General features: G+C 63.3%; 17 protein-coding genes and 1 riboswitch. Of the genes, 7 read left to right on the forward strand and 10 right to left on the reverse strand.

Annotated elements, in window-relative coordinates; all coding sequences use genetic code 11:
- The first annotated feature begins 3 nt into the window (after nucleotides 1-3).
- From JGU71_RS02510 to JGU71_RS02520, 3 genes are all read left to right on the forward strand, one after another.
- A complete protein-coding gene (locus JGU71_RS02510; RefSeq protein WP_199701622.1) occupies nucleotides 4-2,388 on the forward strand; it encodes an ATP-binding cassette domain-containing protein in 2,385 nt (794 codons plus the stop codon).
- A gap of 38 nt (nucleotides 2,389-2,426) precedes the next feature.
- The gene (locus JGU71_RS02515; RefSeq protein ID WP_199701624.1) at nucleotides 2,427-3,710 is read left to right on the forward strand and encodes a lipase family protein; all 1,284 of its coding nucleotides are present in this window, start codon (nucleotides 2,427-2,429) and stop codon (nucleotides 3,708-3,710) included.
- Nucleotides 3,711-3,764: 54 nt separating this feature from the next.
- A riboswitch (guanidine-III (ykkC-III) riboswitch) is annotated at nucleotides 3,765-3,826 on the forward strand.
- 10 nt (nucleotides 3,827-3,836) lie between these two features.
- Nucleotides 3,837-4,151: a DMT family transporter gene (locus tag JGU71_RS02520; RefSeq protein WP_199701626.1), complete on the forward strand. Its 315-nt coding sequence runs from the start codon at nucleotides 3,837-3,839 to the stop codon at nucleotides 4,149-4,151.
- A 40-nt stretch (nucleotides 4,152-4,191) separates the two neighbouring features.
- Here the strand turns inward: JGU71_RS02520 and JGU71_RS02525 are convergent, their stop codons facing one another.
- Both JGU71_RS02525 and JGU71_RS02530 read right to left on the reverse strand, forming a co-directional pair.
- A complete protein-coding gene (locus JGU71_RS02525; RefSeq protein WP_233528577.1) occupies nucleotides 4,192-5,436 on the reverse strand; it encodes a M23 family metallopeptidase in 1,245 nt (414 codons plus the stop codon).
- A gap of 232 nt (nucleotides 5,437-5,668) precedes the next feature.
- Nucleotides 5,669-6,202 (reverse strand): hypothetical protein, encoded by a 534-nt coding sequence (locus JGU71_RS02530; RefSeq protein WP_199701628.1) that lies wholly within the window; start codon nucleotides 6,200-6,202, stop codon nucleotides 5,669-5,671.
- An 830-nt stretch (nucleotides 6,203-7,032) separates the two neighbouring features.
- Here JGU71_RS02530 and JGU71_RS02535 point away from each other — a divergent pair.
- Complete coding sequence (locus JGU71_RS02535) at nucleotides 7,033-7,443, forward strand: PPOX class F420-dependent oxidoreductase (protein WP_199701630.1); 411 nt, start codon at nucleotides 7,033-7,035, stop codon at nucleotides 7,441-7,443.
- Between the two features lie 212 nt (nucleotides 7,444-7,655).
- On the opposite strand, the gene JGU71_RS02540 is transcribed toward JGU71_RS02535, so the two are convergent.
- Together JGU71_RS02540 and JGU71_RS02545 are read right to left on the reverse strand one after the other, a co-directional pair.
- Nucleotides 7,656-7,952 carry a putative quinol monooxygenase gene (locus JGU71_RS02540; protein WP_199701631.1) on the reverse strand — a complete coding sequence of 99 codons (297 nt, stop codon included), beginning with the start codon at nucleotides 7,950-7,952 and terminating at the stop codon, nucleotides 7,656-7,658.
- An 81-nt stretch (nucleotides 7,953-8,033) separates the two neighbouring features.
- Nucleotides 8,034-8,474: a VOC family protein gene (locus JGU71_RS02545; RefSeq protein ID WP_199701632.1), complete on the reverse strand. Its 441-nt coding sequence runs from the start codon at nucleotides 8,472-8,474 to the stop codon at nucleotides 8,034-8,036.
- A gap of 198 nt (nucleotides 8,475-8,672) precedes the next feature.
- Here JGU71_RS02545 and JGU71_RS02550 point away from each other — a divergent pair, with 198 nt between their 5' ends.
- Nucleotides 8,673-9,545, forward strand: coding sequence for a DUF4436 family protein (locus tag JGU71_RS02550; RefSeq protein WP_199701634.1), 873 nt, complete (start codon nucleotides 8,673-8,675; stop codon nucleotides 9,543-9,545).
- A 64-nt stretch (nucleotides 9,546-9,609) separates the two neighbouring features.
- On the opposite strand, the gene JGU71_RS02555 is transcribed toward JGU71_RS02550, so the two are convergent.
- The gene (locus JGU71_RS02555; RefSeq protein WP_199701636.1) at nucleotides 9,610-10,419 is read right to left on the reverse strand and encodes an ABC transporter permease; all 810 of its coding nucleotides are present in this window, start codon (nucleotides 10,417-10,419) and stop codon (nucleotides 9,610-9,612) included.
- The gene (locus JGU71_RS02560; RefSeq protein ID WP_199701647.1) at nucleotides 10,416-11,333 is read right to left on the reverse strand and encodes an ABC transporter ATP-binding protein; all 918 of its coding nucleotides are present in this window, start codon (nucleotides 11,331-11,333) and stop codon (nucleotides 10,416-10,418) included. The genes JGU71_RS02555 and JGU71_RS02560 overlap by 4 nt, the downstream gene beginning before the upstream one ends.
- A gap of 133 nt (nucleotides 11,334-11,466) precedes the next feature.
- On the opposite strand from JGU71_RS02560, the gene JGU71_RS02565 reads away from it, so the two are divergent.
- Nucleotides 11,467-12,609, forward strand: coding sequence for a sensor histidine kinase (locus tag JGU71_RS02565; protein WP_307829465.1), 1,143 nt, complete (start codon nucleotides 11,467-11,469; stop codon nucleotides 12,607-12,609).
- Nucleotides 12,606-13,262, forward strand: a complete 657-nt coding sequence (locus tag JGU71_RS02570) for a response regulator (protein ID WP_199701649.1) — start codon at nucleotides 12,606-12,608, stop codon at nucleotides 13,260-13,262. The genes JGU71_RS02565 and JGU71_RS02570 overlap by 4 nt, the downstream gene beginning before the upstream one ends.
- A 66-nt stretch (nucleotides 13,263-13,328) precedes the next feature.
- Here the strand turns inward: JGU71_RS02570 and JGU71_RS02575 are convergent, their stop codons facing one another.
- The 4 genes from JGU71_RS02575 to JGU71_RS02590 all read right to left on the reverse strand — a co-directional run bounded on the left by JGU71_RS02575 (nucleotide 13,329) and on the right by JGU71_RS02590 (nucleotide 15,895).
- Nucleotides 13,329-13,805 carry a DUF5956 family protein gene (locus JGU71_RS02575; RefSeq protein ID WP_199701651.1) on the reverse strand — a complete coding sequence of 159 codons (477 nt, stop codon included), beginning with the start codon at nucleotides 13,803-13,805 and terminating at the stop codon, nucleotides 13,329-13,331.
- 40 nt (nucleotides 13,806-13,845) lie between these two features.
- On the reverse strand, nucleotides 13,846-14,661 hold the full coding sequence (locus JGU71_RS02580) for an alpha/beta fold hydrolase (protein WP_199701653.1): 816 nt from the start codon (nucleotides 14,659-14,661) through the stop codon (nucleotides 13,846-13,848).
- Nucleotides 14,662-14,691: 30 nt separating this feature from the next.
- The gene (locus JGU71_RS02585; RefSeq protein ID WP_233528578.1) at nucleotides 14,692-15,384 is read right to left on the reverse strand and encodes a LysR family transcriptional regulator; all 693 of its coding nucleotides are present in this window, start codon (nucleotides 15,382-15,384) and stop codon (nucleotides 14,692-14,694) included.
- 199 nt (nucleotides 15,385-15,583) lie between these two features.
- Entirely contained in the window at nucleotides 15,584-15,895 is a 312-nt protein-coding gene (locus JGU71_RS02590; RefSeq protein WP_199701655.1) for a hypothetical protein, read from the reverse strand.
- Between the last annotated feature and the right edge of the window lie 261 nt (nucleotides 15,896-16,156).

Here is a 16,156-nt window from a genome sequence, read left to right on the forward strand (position 1 = left end):
AGCATGGCCACGAGGAAAAACACAGAGACGCCTGTGCAGCACGCCGCCGATACCCACGATCTGATTCGCGTAGTCGGCGCGCGTGCGAACAACCTCAAGGACGTCAGCATCGAACTGCCCAAACGACGGCTGACGGTGTTCACCGGTGTCTCCGGCTCCGGCAAGAGTTCGCTCGTGTTCGCCACGATCGCTGCTGAATCGCAGCGCATGATCAACGAGACCTACAGCGCGTTCGTCCAAGGCTTCATGCCGACACTTGCACGCCCCGAGGTCGACGTGCTGGAGGGTCTCACTACCGCGATCATCGTCGATCAGCAGCGGATGGGTGGTGACCCGAGGTCGACGGTCGGCACCGCGACCGACGCCAACGCGATGCTCCGGATCCTGTTCAGTCGAATCGGTAAGCCGCATATCGGCTCGCCCCAAGCGTTTTCGTTCAACGTCGCCTCGATCAGCGGCGCAGGAGCGGTGACCATCGAGAAGGACGGGCGACAGGTCAAGGAAAAGCGGACCTTCAGCATCACCGGCGGCATGTGCCCTCGGTGTGAGGGCCGTGGCTCTGTGTCCGACTTCGATTTGACCGCGCTCTACGACGGCACGAAGTCGCTCAACGAATCTGCCATCACGATCCCCGGCTACAGCATGGAGGGTTGGTACGGCCGCATCTTCCGTGGTTGCGGCTGGTTCGACCCCGACAAGCCGATCAACAAGTTCAACAAGCGCGAACTCAACGATCTGCTCTACAAGGAACCGACCAAGATCAAGGTCGAGGGCATCAACCTGACCTACACGGGATTGATTCCGCAGATCCAGAAGTCGTTCCTGTCCAAGGACATCGATGCGCTGCAGCCGCACATCCGGGCGTTCGTCGAAAAGGCGATCACCTTCGCGGCCTGCCCCGAATGCGGCGGTACCCGGCTGAGCGAAGCCGCTCGATCATCGAAGATCAACAAGATCAACATCGCCGATGCCTGCTCGATGCAGATCAGCGATCTCGCCGAATGGGTGCGTGGGCTCGACGAACCATCGGTCGGACCACTGCTGACAACCCTGCAGAAGACACTCGACTCGTTTGTGGAGATCGGGCTCGGCTACCTGTCGCTCGAGCGGTCGTCCGGCACGTTGTCCGGGGGAGAAGCCCAGCGCACCAAGATGATTCGACACCTGGGTTCGGCGCTGACAGACGTGACGTACGTCTTCGACGAACCGACGATCGGACTGCATCCCCACGATATCCAGCGGATGAACGAACTGCTGCTGCAACTGCGGGACAAAGGCAACACCGTTTTGGTCGTCGAGCACAAACCGGAAGCGATCGCGATCGCCGACCACGTCGTCGACCTCGGTCCAGGTGCCGGTACCGCGGGTGGTGAGGTCGTGTTCGAGGGTTCGCTGGAAGGCCTGCGCGCCAGTGACACGCTCACCGGCAAGCACCTCGACGACCGGGCAGCTTTGAAGGAATCGGTCCGAAAGCCGTCCGGCGCTTTGAAGATTCGTGGTGCCGACGCCCACAATCTGCAGAAGGTCGACGTCGACGTCCCTCTCGGCGTCCTTGTCGTCGTCACCGGTGTCGCCGGATCGGGCAAGAGTTCTCTCATCAAAGGCTCGGTGTCGAATCAGGACGGCGTTGTATCCGTCGACCAGGCCCCGATCAAGGGCTCTCGGCGCAGCAACCCAGCGACCTACACCGGTCTACTCGAACCGATCCGCAAGGCATTCGCGAAGGCGAACGGTGTGAAGCCGGCGCTGTTCAGCTCCAACTCCGAGGGCGCCTGCCCCAACTGCAACGGCAACGGCGTCATCTACTCCGACCTCGCCATGATGGCCGGCGTCGCCACCACTTGCGAAGTGTGCGAAGGCAAACGGTTTATGGCCGAGGTTCTCGACTACAAGTTCGGCGGTCGCGACATCAGCGAAGTGCTCGCCATGCCGGTCACCGAAGCAGAGCAGTTCTTCGAGACGGGGGAGTCGCGGATCCCGGCCGCGCACGCCATCCTGCACAGGCTCGCCGACGTCGGACTCGGTTACGTCAGCCTCGGTCAGCCCCTCACCACGTTGTCCGGCGGCGAACGCCAGCGGCTCAAGTTGGCAACTCGTATGTCGGAAAAGGGTGGGGTCTACGTCCTCGACGAGCCGACCACGGGTCTGCATCTGGCCGATGTGGAACAGCTACTCGGTCTGCTAGATCGGCTCGTCGACTCCGGAAAGTCGGTCATCGTGATCGAGCATCACCAAGCGGTCATGGCCCACGCGGACTGGATCATCGACCTCGGTCCCGGTGCCGGACACGACGGTGGCCGAATCGTTTTCGAGGGAACGCCCGCAGACCTGGTCGCCAAGCGGAAGACTCTTACCGGCAAGCATCTGGCGGAGTATGTAGCCGGTTGACCCCGTTGATTCGAACCAAGAGCAAAGGCGTCACGTTCATGATTGGTCTTGCTTCCGCGTCCGCCTACCGCCGGTTTGCGACAGTCGCGGCGATCGCGCTGGCTGGAACGTTCGTCGGAACCGGCACTGCCTCAGCCGCACCGGGCCAGCCGCCGCCTTCGGCCGACCCGTTCTACGACTATGCGGACTCGCTCGCCGAGACTGCACCGGGCGGGGTCTTGCGGACGCGGCCCTCGGCATACGGCGCGCCGAACCTGCCGACCCCGATCACGAGCACACAGGTGCTCTACCGCACCACCGACGAGCAGGGCGACGCGGTGGTGACCGTGGCGACTGTGTTGCGGCCACTCGTTCCCGGGCCAGCAAAACTGATCTCGTTTCACACCGCCTACGACGGTCTCGGCGCGGAGTGCGATCCCTCCTACACGCTGAGCGGGCATGGGGACAGCACCACTGCGACCGTCGAGCAGGCCGTGATCACCGGCTACATGGCCGCCGGCTACAGCGTCGTCGTCCCCGACTACGAGGGCGAAGACCTCGAGTGGACCATCGGACGGCAGTCGGCGTATGCCGCGCTCGATGGCATCCGAGCAGCAGAAGCCGTGCTCGGACTACCAGCGTCGACGCCTGTCGGGTTGATCGGCTATTCCGGGGGATCGGTGCCGACGCAGTGGGGTGCCGAAGTTGCGCCGCAGTACGCGCCGGAGCTCAATATCGTCGGCGCAGCGGCAGGTGGACTGCCCGTCGACCTGGCACACAACCTGCCGTATGTCAGTGGGTCCAAGGACTGGGCGGGCGTCATCCCGGCACTGATCGTCGCCTACAAACGCAGCTACGGCATCGATACCGATGCGTTTCTGTCGGCGAAGGGCAAGCAGATCGTGAACGCGGTCGAGACCAACTGCATCAACGCGTTCGCTTCGGAATACCCGGGTCTGACCGACACCGAAATGCTGGCGCCGCCGTACACGTCGCTGCTCCAGATCCCGGCAGTCGTTTCCGCGATAGACGACAACATCATGGGCAGTGCCGGCACGCCCGCGGTACCGATGCTGCTGGGTGTCGGCGATTCCGACGGTACGGGAGACTCGGTGATGATCACGAAGGACGTCGAAGGCCTCGCGCGCGATTACTGCGATCGAGGCGTCGCCGTCACCTATGCCCAGTACACCGGACTGAGCCACGGCCAGGCGTTCGCCCCGTTCCAAGCGCAGGCCGCGCAGTTCCTCACCGAGCGCTTCGCCGGAGCGATGCCAGGAAGCAACTGCGCGGTGGTAGGACCGGGTAACGAGCTAACCCCGACGCCGATACCGCAGGGCTGACACGGACGCCTCCAAAACGAGCCGGCCGACCGATTCTTAGATTTGCTAAGCTTGTAGTCGTCGATCAGACACTCGGACGAGCGCACCGTACCCGACCAGCGACAAGACGGTGCTTGGGAGTTCGTCATGGCGTGGCTGGTGTTGATTGTTTCCGGCGTATTCGAGGCTGTATGGGCCACGGCGCTGGGTAAATCCGAGGGATTCACCCGCCTGGTGCCGTCGACCGTCTTCGCCGTCGGTCTCATCGTCAGCATGGCCGGTTTGGCCTATGCGATGAAGAGCCTTCCGCTCGGAACGGCCTACGCGGTGTGGGTCGGTATCGGTGCGGTGCTGACCGTGACATACGCGATGGCCACCGGCGAAGAGTCGATCTCGTGGATGAAGATCGTATTGCTGCTACTCATCGTCGGCGGGGTCGTGGGGTTGAAGGTTCTGCACTGACAAGCCACGGAAGAGCGGCACGGCGGGCGGTCGCCGCGGTCTAGCTCGACACCTTGTAGCCCATGATGTCGCGGATCAACGGACTCTCGTTCGTTCGCTGCCCGGTATCGACGTTGGGCGCGTACTCGGCCTTCGCCCCGGCGTCCAACAGTGCTTGTGTGTTGTCGTTGGAAATAATGCGCCCTTCCAGTTCGAACGAGTCGAATTCGAAGGGAAGTCCATTCGCTGCGAGCGGGTCGGGACCGTCCATTACGTGGAAATGCAAGTGCGGGGCGTCGGAGTTGCCGGTGTTGCAGAGCAACCCGATGACCTGCCCAGCTTTCAGGTCGTCACCGACCTTCACTTTCACCCCGTCCTTCTCTTGCAGGTGTGCGTAGAACGCGTAGTGGCCGTTGCCGATGTCCTGCACGACGTGGTTGCCGCCGTATTCGTCGATGCGCAACCCTGTCGCTCCGATACTCGGAGTCTGTTCTGGCAGATTGTTCACCACCGCAACAACTTTGCCGTCCGCGACGGCGTGCACGTTGGCGCCGAAGTATGCGTAGCTAGAGGTCTTCGTCTTGTCGCCCGTGTACAACAACCCGTCGTTGGTCAGCTGCACGTAGTCGATGGCGAATCGTTCGGCCACGAAGAGCTGGCCATTTATCGGATTAGCGGCGCCGCGGTGTCCGCCGACTTCGCAGCAGCTGTCGCCGTCGAGCCAATGGGCCCCGTCCAGCGGTGGCTTGATCACGATCGGTTCGTTCTTGTCGACCTTCGTCGTCGCGACGTTCTCAACCAGCGTCTGGGGGATCAGGGGCGGGCTTGGTTCGGCGACTTCGATGTCGACGGCGTGCGAGATCGTGTCGGGCACATCGGCGCGAGTGTCAACCGTGGCGTCGATCCAGACCAGCGCCGACTGTCCCGGTCCCAGGACTGCCCCGGGTTCTTTCGCGCCGAGCACCTTCATCCACGGCAGGGTCAGCTTGTCCCCATAGAGATCGAAGAGTGTTCGGTCGCCCGCCGTCGCCTTGACCGACCGAATCGTCGTCGGCGACGTCAGGACGTTGGTCAACATCAGTTCGTAGGCCATGTGGATCTTCTTGTCGGTCGCCAGCACCGCGACCGGCGCGGCGATGACGGAGGCAATCACTGGAGTAACGACGGCCGGAACCGAAGACGTGGACTCGGTGCTCGACTCGTCCGCCGACGAATCAGACGACGACGAGCACGCGGCCATCGGAACGCAGATGGCCACAGCCACTGCCAATTTCGCAAAGCGACTCAGACGAATCAGGCGTTTCATCGGTCGATGCTAGCGCTGTCACGGCGGTGGCGGAGTGAATTGACTGGCGGTGAATTCCGCTCCCTCCGGATCGCGGATCAAAGCAGGTTCCGTCCAATCCATAAAGTCGAATGCGGACCCCCGCGCGCGCGAAGCACGGCTCGAAATCCGCTGACATGGACACACACCGAGGCCGCCAAACCACCAGGGGTTGGCGGCCTCAGCTGTTCATGCCGGTTGACCGGCGGATGACCTAGTTGGCGCTGCCGCTACCGAACAGAGAACTCAGGTCGGGCAAAGATCCCGGTACCTGTCCAGTCGGACCAGCTGGGAACGTGAAGACGCGAGACGCCTCCTGCACTGTGAACCCCGGCATCGGGAACTGCGCAAGAGTTGGTTCGATCCCCGGGTAGTCGGACACCCACATAGCGGGGTCGGTGTCGCTACGGGAGCAAGTGGCCAGCACAACGTACGGGCCGTCGGGAATGTCGGCCACAGTCTGCCCAGTGACACCCGGCTGAATCTCGCCAGAGGAACCCAGCTGTTGACCGTTCCGCAGAACATCCTCGACTGGCGGCAGGACACCGCCGGGAGCCGGAGCCAACGCCGTCAAGCAGGTTAGTGCCGACCCGGAATTGTTCGTGATGGTGTTCGTCACCGACGACGCGTTCGCCGTGAAGACGTAACTGACGTCGGCCTGTCCAGCTGCGCCGGCGCTTCCTGGTAACCCGACAGCCAGTGGAATCGCAGCTGCAGTGACGAGCGCGGTACGAGCAATCAAACGCATAGAAGTCCCTCCCGTTAAGTCGGGGGCATCAGGACAAAGCTTCGAACCCCCTGCACCAATAGTGGCCGTTCACTGGTTGTTTCAAACAAGGATTGTCCAATTCGAATGTGATCGGCGTTAAAGACGCACTCCAGGAGCCTGGCTGCAAAACGTCACGTGACGTTTTGGAGTCCAGTTCGCAGGGAGTCGGCGACCGGGCTGCATTGAATAGGACTGAGTCGACGAGGGCTGAGTCGAATAGTCGATCGGACTCGACGCCGCAGGCAGCGCTCATCTAGTACCGGATGTCGCTACAGATCGGACAACTTTCACGGTGAAGCGGTCGGACAACTCTCAACACGTAAACCTGAACGCTGCCAACATTTCCCGGATCGGACAACTCATCGAACGACACGGGTCGGCGAACTGCAAGGCAGATATTGTGCCGATAATCGACATTATGTCAACTAAACGACTGCGGATTGTGTACCTACCGAAACGCGGCCCTCCTCCTGGCCATCCATGTAGGACGACCCGCGCACGACTCGGGCTTTGGTTTGAACGCGCCGCGCACCCTACGAGCAAGCAACCGGACGAAAACAACATGGGCCGTCGAAAGCGGTTGTTGACTACCGCTTCGCTCCTGCGTCGATCCGATGAATACGCAGAGATTGAACACGCAGGGACAAAGTATTGCCTAAAGCTGCTCTATTCCAACAGATTTCACCGTGCGACCAGATTCGGAATGTTGGAAGCAGATGCTCTGATTGTTGATTTTGGCTTGCGGGTGCCGCCTGCGGGCTGGTGGTCAACGGTGCACCCTTCTACCGTGATTATGGGAGGCTCGACTGGTGGCGTTTTCTGAGGACGAAGTCCAGTTTCTGCGGTCTCAGCCGATGGGCAGATTGGCGACGGTCGGCGCTAGTGGGCAGCCTGACGTTGTCCCGGTAGCAGTCGAGTATGACGGCGAGTACTTCTGGGTCGGCGGCCCCGACGTGACAGGGACGCGGAAGTTCAAGAACGTGGCCGCCGGTAACGAGCAGGTGGGCTTGGTGTTTGACGACCTGCTCTCATTCGATCCGTTCGTCGCGCGCGGTCTTCGCATCGACGGCGTGGCTGAGCAGCCCTTTGAGCGTGTGGGAATGGTCGGTCCGGGTACTTACATGCGGATCACGCCGGTTGTGTCGTGGAGTTGGAATCTTGCCGGGGAGCCTGTTGGCGAAAAGTGGTATCCGGTGATCCGGACCACTCACTCCGCATAAGGCCGCCGGGAGCCGAACCGCTTGAAGAACCGTTCGGACCAATGAAAGTCCTTGCCGACAATATCACGGCAAAGTGGACTGCGCGTAGGATGTTTCATCAACTGCAACAACGTCTTTCGGGACTTGCAGACATCTTTGTAGTGCAAACGAAAGGTAAGTGGCCACTTGATCCATCGAGATGGATCAAATGGCCACTCCCCACACCTGACTACCTAGAGCTTATTGGCGAGCACGTCGAGCTCGCTGATTTCGGGCGGCGCCGCAAAGAGTTCATCGGCACGTTCGCCGAGGGCCTTGCCGACTGGTCCATTTAGATGTGTTTCGCGGGCGGCTTGGTCTGGAAATGCGTCGATGATGCCGAACGTCGACGGGCCGAACCGAACCGCGAACCAGGGCTTCGTGCCGGGCTCCTGCTCGACGAGCGGGAGCGCAGATAAGAGGAATTCCACGACCGCATCTTCTTTGCCGGGTTTAGCTTCGAGTCGAACTAGAAGCGCCTTGGTGGCCATGTCGGTCCTCTGTTCTTAAGTTGGAGTGTCAAGCGTCACACTGTCGACCGGTAATAGCAAACCTCCCGCGCCAATGCGCGATCAGCCGATCTGTTCGAATAGCGACACGATGATCCCCTCGGGTCCGCGCACGTAAGCCATCCGAACACTGTTCTCGTACTCCCCGATGCCGCCGATGAGCCCGTACCCGTCCGCAGCCACCGCGTCGACGGCCGCTTGAAGATTCGCGACTTCGAATGAAACGTTGCGCAGCCCAAGTTCGTTGGCCATCGCCGTTGGCGACCCTGGCACGTGGTCGGGCTTCATGAAACTCGAGAGCTCCAGCCCGGACCCTCCGTTGGGCGGGCGCAGCATCGCGATCTCACAGCGCGCGCCGGGAATGCCACAGACGGTCTCCACGAACTCGCCCTCCACGGATCCGGTGCCCTCCACCTCGAGGCCAAGCCTGACAAAGAACGCCGTTGCAGCATCGAGGTCTGCGACGGTGATACCGACGTGGTCGAAACGTTGAATGTGTGCCATGGGATCCATCCTCCAGTCGTTTTGCCGATTCGATCCTGAGACGGAGCCGGGGCGGGGATCTCGACATCCGCATGCCGTTCGAGTGCGTCGAACGCTCAATCCCCCACTGGCCATGACCACTTGAGTGAATCGCTCGCGCCACAACGCAAGCGAGCGTTGAATAAAGGCCGGTAGCAGCGGCGGAACGAAGGGGTGCTCATGCCGGAGCGTGGGCCGTTCGTCCGGCGATTCCGCGTCCCCTTGATTGCGGTGTCCCTCATTGCCGTGTATTGCGCCGTGCTGTTCGCCAGCGCGTTCGATGTCGCATTCGGAACGCAGCGGCAACTGTCCATCGATGCTGCTCGTGAATCGACCGTTGTCGATGTAGTGGTGCAGCAGATCCAACCTGAAGTTCAATCGATCGCGGTGACGGTCACGCTCGTGCCGGGGTTCGAGCTGCTCGACGACCGAGGCCGACTACGCGACGCCGTGGTCGTCGCACTGAATCCCGACACAACACCCGGCGACATCGTCTTTCCAGCCGGTCACCATCCTTCGACGCTTTCGACCAACATGGCGACCGACGGCGATCTGGCGGCGTGGCCGTTCGACCGGTACGTCAGTGAAAGGTTGACCGTCGACGTATGGAGCGAAACGGCAACCGGTCGTGAACCGATCGCCGCATCGGCACGAATCTCGAACACCATCTACGGCTGGGACGTAACCCAAACTGCGACAACAGATTCGGCCGTGACAACCGGATTCCGCTACAAGATCACCCTGGCCCGCGCACCGAGCACGTTGGCCTACGACATCATGCTCGTGTCCATCCTCGTGGCGCTGCCGGCACTCGGGCTGTTCGTCGCGATCAACACCGTGCGCGGACGCCGTCCGTTCCTCGCACCGCTCACGGGCTGGTTCGCGATCATGCTCTTCGCCGAAGTCCAGCTGCGAAACGCGCTTCCCGGCGCTCCCCCACCAGGCAGTTGGATCGACCGATCGGTAACGATCTGGGCGCTGATCGGCCTCGTCGCAGCGATGACCATGTACGTCGTCGCATGGTGGCGGGACCACGAATCGCAAACAATGTGAAGGAAAATTCGGTTGCGACTACTGGGTTGAATGGAGTTGCGACTACTGGGTTGAATGGAACGGGTTATTTGACTTCGGAGCGGCGCAGCAGCACCAGTCCCATGGTGAGCGGGATGACGATCCAGATCATCGTGGTCGATCCGATCTGGACCCACTCGTGTGCCGATGAGATCTGACCCTCGAACAGTTCGATCTGCGAGTAGTTCCAGTCGATCCAGGGCTGGAGGTCAGTGAACGATTCCCTCACCTGGGCCAGGAGCAACAGGATGCCGGAGAGGACGAACGACAGCACGAAGTAGCCCACAATGGCGGCTGCGGAGTTGCGCAGCGCCACGCCCAGTGTGAAACCGATGGCCATCCCCAACAAGTTGCCCAGGACGATCTGAGCCGCGTGAGCCAGTCCGATGTCCCACACAGTGTCGACCCCGACGATCGCGGATCCGACCACGTTGCCTATGGCTCCGATCGTGAACGCCACCAGCATCGAGACGAACCCGACGGTCATGGTCGCGATCGCCTTGGCTCCGATGACCCGCCCCCGGCTCGGTACGAGAGTGAACGTCGTCAGTCCGCTGCGCTGACTCCACTCGCTGGTGACCGCGAGGATCGCGATCATGGGAAGGATCAAAGTCATCGGGAAGCCGAGCGCGCTAGCGAAGGTCTCGTAGCTGAACGCGGTTTCGGGCACGAAGACGATGGCGACTGTCGCCGCCGCGACCGAGAAGACGCCGATGCTCATGAGCAGCCAGAAGCCCGAGCGCGTGTCGAACATCTTGCGCAGCTCGACGCCGATGATCCGGGTGGTCGGGATCGGATGTACGACGCGGGCGGCGATCGGTGTGGTCTGGGTGGTCCGTGTGGTCTGAGTAATCATGCTGCTGCCCCTCCTTCGGGAACGGTGTTGTCGCGCTGGGATTCCGCGGTGAGCTCGAGGAACATCTCCTCCAGACCAGCGCCGTCCGCGGGGCGCAGTTCGGTCAGGGCGATTCCGGCCACGAGGGCGACCCGGCCGACGTGGTGCGGTTCGGCATGGGTGTGGAGCGAGCCTCCGCCCGAGGATGAGGCGCCGATGCCGGCGTCCGCGAGGGCGGCGGCGAGCCGGGTGTTGTCCGCGGACGAGACGACGGTCCCGGCAGTCGACAGCAGATCCCGCTTGGTCCCCTCAGCGACAATCCGGCCGTTCCCGATCACGACCAGGTCGTCGGCGATCACCTCGATCTCGTGCAGTAGGTGTGAAGACAACAGCACCGTGCCACCCTGGTCGGCGAAGTCGCGCAACAGGTCTCGCATCCATCGGATGCCGGCGGGGTCGAGGCCGTTGGCAGGCTCGTCGAGGACCAGGACGGCGGGGTCGCCGATGAGAGCGGTCGCGATGCCGAGGCGCTGCCGCATGCCGAGGGAGTAGTTGCGGATCCTGCCGTCGCCCTCCTTCTCCGTCAGCGACACCCGACGCAACATCTCGGGCACCCGGCTGGTCGGCAACCCCATGGTGCGGGCCGCGATTGTGAGCACCTCGCGGCCGGTCCGGCCGGCGTGCTGGGCCGAAGCATCGAGGAGTACCCCGATCTCGATGCCCGGGTTCGGCAGGTCGGCGTACCGGCCGCCGAGGACCTCGACGTGGCCGGAGGTGGCCGCGCTCAGGCCGACCATGATCCGCATCGTGGTCGACTTGCCTGCGCCGTTTGGGCCGAGGAAGCCGGTGACGCGGCCGGGTCGTGCTGTGAACGAGACGTCGTCGACGGCGGTCACGCCGCGATAGCTCTTGGTCAGGTGGTGAACAGTGATCATGACCGGAATCCTCGCCGCGACCGGGCCTCCGCCACATCGGCTTCGAGGTCGGACCCACCTAGGCCGATGGGATGGTCGGCGTCTCGTTCTTCTGGAGGATCTGCGATGCCTCGGCAGTCCCTACGCTTGGTGCGTGATCCCTTCCGCCCTGCGCTCGCTATGGGACGAGCCCCGCGCCGCCGACGCGCACGAACAGACGTGGCGCGACCGAGTACTGGTCGGCGCTGTGATGGTGATGGCGCTGCTCGAAGGAATTCTCCGCGAGGACGTCACCTGGCGGCCGGTCGTGACGATCGTGACAGTCGGACTTGCGTCGGTACTGCTGTGGCGGCGTACCCATCCTCTGGTCTGCATCCTGGTGGCCTTCGGCATCGGCACGGCGTTGGGGCTGGCGAGCGAGCTGGCCGGGATCCCTGGTGTGGGTCTGTACACGATGAGCTACGTCCTGGTTCTCGTCTACGCACTGGTCCGCTGGGGCTCAGGGCGTCAGATCGTGATCGGGCTGGCGGTGGTGGCGGTCGCTACGGTTGTCAGCGTGACGACCGACTACACCGGGCCGGCCGAGCTCTTCGGTGGGCTCGCCGTTCTGGCGGCGGCGTCGGCGGGAGGTGCGGCGTTGCGTTACCGAGCCGAGAGTTGGCGCCGCGCGCTCGACCAGGTCCGCAGCCAGGAGCGCGTCGGTCTCGCGCGCGAGCTGCACGACTCGGTCGCCCACCACGTCTCGGCGATCACTGTGCAAGCGCAGGCCGGCCGGGCGATGGCCAGGAAGCGACCCGAAGCGGCGCTCGAGGCGCTTTCGGTGATCGAAGGGGAAGCGTCGCGGACACTGGCGGAGATGCGGGCGATGGTCCGGGTGCTGCGCGACGGAGCTCCCGCGGAGTACTCCCCCCAACCGGGCTGCGCCGACCTGATGTCCCTCGCCCGCCGCGACCCGGACCCCGTCGTCGACGTCGAGTTGGCAGGTGATCTGGGCGGACTTCGTCCCCAGGTCGACGCGGCCGTGTACCGGATAGCGCAGGAGGCGCTGACCAACGCACTGCGGCACGCTCGAAACGCCTCACGTGTGGAGATCCGGGTCGCCGAGGGCGCAGGAAGGCTGCGGATCCGGGTGACCGACAACGGCCGGATCGACCCGGCACGGCCAGCGCCCCACGGCTTCGGGCTGCTGGGGATGTCCGAGCGCGTGCGGCTGCTCGGCGGCACGCTGCGCGCTGGGCCGATGCCCGAGGGCGGGTGGGCAGTCGACGCCGAGCTACCGACGGAGATACCCCGATGACGGTTCGCGTGTTGGTGGCCGACGACCAAGATCTGGTGCGCACCGGCCTGTCGATGATCCTCGACGCCGAGCCCGACATCGACGTCGTCGGCCAGGCCGCCGACGGCAAAGCCGCCGTCGAGCTCGCGCGTCGGCTCCGCCCCGACGTCTGCCTGGTCGACATTCGTATGCCCGGGATTGACGGTATCGAGGTGACCGAACTCCTCGCAGGGCGAGACGTCCCGGACCCGATCGCGGTGGTGGTGATCACGACCTTCGACCTGGACGAGTACGTCCACGGCGCGCTTCGGGCAGGCGCTCGCGGATTTCTTCTCAAGGATGCCGGGCCCGAGCTGCTGGTGCAGGCCGTACATGCCGCCGCCGTCGGCGATGCGCTGATAGCGCCGAACATCACCCGACGGCTGCTGGCGACCCTCGCAGCGGGGGCCTCGTCGAAGCGCCGTACCCAACCGACCGAGCCGCTCACTCAACGCGAGGAGCAGGTGCTGAAACTGGTCGCCGTCGGCCGCACGAACGCCGAGATCGCAGCCGAGCTGTTCATCAGCTCGACGACCGCCAAGACCCACGTCGCGAGCCTGCTGGCCAAGATCGGCTCCCGGAACAGGGTCGAGATTGCGATGTGGGCCTACGACACCGGCCGGGTGGGGCAGTGAACCGAACCTGACCTACATGCACGACGATTGGTTTCTGGTCAGGGCCTGCGGGCGTACTGCGTTGGGTCAGGAACTTGGCGGAATTTGGCGCACCACGGATTCGTACAGGCGCCTGATTGCCGTCAAGACTTCCGTCGGCTCGATGTAATTGTTCTTCGCGCGCAATGCACGTTCCAAGTCTTCCCCGTCTCTAATGCTTTCGGGGACAAGCACATTCCATTCGAACCCTCGCGGTTGCGGACGGACCCCCGCCTCTGCGAGGTAGGAGTTGACGTCGTCGTTCACCATCCGGAGGTCTTCCTCGGTGAAGGGCTCGAACCACACTTCCTCGGGTTCCTTGCCCGGATGACCGCGGGTCACCTTCACCGGAGGATGTGCGGACGCTGGATACGGTCTTCGGAAACACCGGTGCGGTCCTGCAACCCAAGCGGTCAGCGCTCCATGGCCGTTCGGGATCACGCTGACATAGCGACCGGCGGGGAGTTCGCCGGGTACTTGATCGTCCGTCTCGGCCAACGGATACTCGCTCCAGTAGTGCGCCATGCCGTCCATTCTGGTCGGTCCGCAAACCGAGAAACAGCGCTCAACCGGCGAAGAAGTCCAAGACGGGCGGGGCGACGGACGCTGCGTCGACCGCGTGACCAGGTGCGTCGATCGTCCGCCTGGTTACGTGTGACAGCGCCTTCGCCACAGCATCGGCTGCGGCCTCGAAGAATTCGACAGGTAGGGCAGGCATGTACGGGTCGGAGGTGGATCGGGTGAGCACCAACGTTGCCTGACGAATGCCGGCAAGTCGGTCCGCGGGAGGAGGCCCGTCGTCGCCGATGACCGCGGCGTCGTAGGCGAGTGTCGGCGCCAGCCTGAGCAGATCGTCCCAGAACGGTGCCGTTCGTGCGCCGGCGAGGTCGTCGTCGCTGGCGCCCCCTAGCCGCATGAACGCCGCGAGCGCCTCGTCGATCTGCCCTTGCTTCAGCGACTCAGCCAGACGGGCACGGTATGCACGCCAGCGCGCCACCGCCTCGGCTTCCACGCTGTACGGCACGTCGTACACCACGAGACGATCCACCGGCAGGTCGGCCGCGGCGGCCTCGAGGGCGAGCGCAGCACCGGTCGAGGCACCGAACACGTGCGCCGAACCGCCGGCCTCGTCGAGCAGCGCCGCCAGATCCTCGACTTCCCGCTGCACCGCGTACGGTTGCGTGTCTCCGCTGTCGGCCCGTCCCCGACGCGAATAGTTGTACACGGTGAAATCGCGCGCCAACTCCGTTGCAAGAGCGGCATTTTCCGAGCCGTCGTCGAGGCCGCCGCCAACGAGTATCACAGCAGGGCCGGCCCCGTCGCGCTGATAGGCGATCGGCGTTCCATCGGCGGACGTCACTGTTTGCCTGGCACCAGTCATGACACGCAATCTACCGTCGCGCAGAAAGATTCAACGCTCTCGGGGATCGTCCGCCGGCTCGAGATCCGCCGCATGAAAGCGGTGCCCCGACTCCCCCGGCGGCGAGGACGACACATCGACAAGGAGTTCCATTGCCTCGCGCCCGAAACGGCGTGGTGCGATATCAACTGCAAGGATTTGGGTAATTTCAAGCTCGCTGACCGGGTCTCCCGCGAGTGACGCGACACGGAAACCCCGTTCGCCGTCCGTAGCGAGTGACCTACCGAGCGCCTGCAGCATCGGCACAGCGCGACCCGCCAAACCCTGCGGACCGAAGCCGAATTCTTCGGACGCGATCGCCATGACGCCAACACTGTCGGGCGCTTCGACAGGCAGCCGAAGCAGGCCGATGTCCACAGCGCCGGCGACCACGTTAAGTACCTGGTCGGCTGTGCTGCCTGCGACCGCTTCGACCTCGACACCCAAACGTTCGCACATCGCGCCGATGCGTTCCGGTACAACGGGATTCGCACCATTCAGCACACCGAGACGGACTACGTTCAGAGCGGCCGTTCTGGAAGTCGACAGTGCCGTATCTGCGGCCGTCAGGGTGGCACGACAGCCGTCGAGAAAGACTGCCCCTATCGGGGTCAGATCGACGCCCTGGGAGCTGCGCACGAACAGCGGTGCCCCGACTTCGCGTTCGAGCGCCTGAATCTGCTGGCTGACCGTCGGCGTCGACACGTGCAGCCGTTATACAGCGCGCCCGAAATGACGTTCGTCGGCGACCGCGACGAAGTACCGCAGTTGGCGCAGCTCCCCCACCTCGAAACCTATCGGTGGGGCCTCGGCGCGGTTTAGATCGGTCCCCCGATACGAATCGGTACGAGGGATCTCGGCTCGCTCGTCACAGGAATTCCGAAATCGACAACGATCTTTCGGATCAAATGCAGACCGATCCGAAGATGCAGTTTTGATTGTTCGGCACCGTAACCGTGGCCGGTTCAGCAGTCTTCGTGGTGTCTTGGGCGTTGAACGTCGCCCATACCTCTGTGACGCCGACGTTTACGCACTTCCAGTGAATGTCGTAGGTACCGTTCGGCACGTTTTCGAACACCACGGGCGCTGTTCCGCTAGCCGGAACGTCCGTATAGGTGAGGCCGAACGTCGGGGCTGAGTTGTTCGGATCAACCGTCCCAGCGGGAAAGCCAGCAACCCCGCACGTGATTTGCCCGCCGGAGTTGTTGGCTATCACCGATGTGACCTTGTTCGCTGAGACGCTGGCCGTCCCGGAAACATCGATGGGTGCTGCACTGGCCGTAGCGGGAGCACATAGGAAGAACAGTAGAAGTCCGGCGATAGCTGCGAACGTTCGAAGTGAGAACTTCATTATCGACCTTTCGAGGTGTGTCGGCCCACAGGGGTACGGCCAATCAATCACAGGCCTTAGCTTGCTGTCCCCGGGTTGATGCAGTTCGAAACCCGATGGACTTGTAACTCGCTCAGGAAGCTTTCG

This window comes from Antrihabitans stalagmiti, from assembly GCF_016482825.1.
Lineage (GTDB): Bacteria > Actinomycetota > Actinomycetes > Mycobacteriales > Mycobacteriaceae > Antrihabitans > Antrihabitans stalagmiti.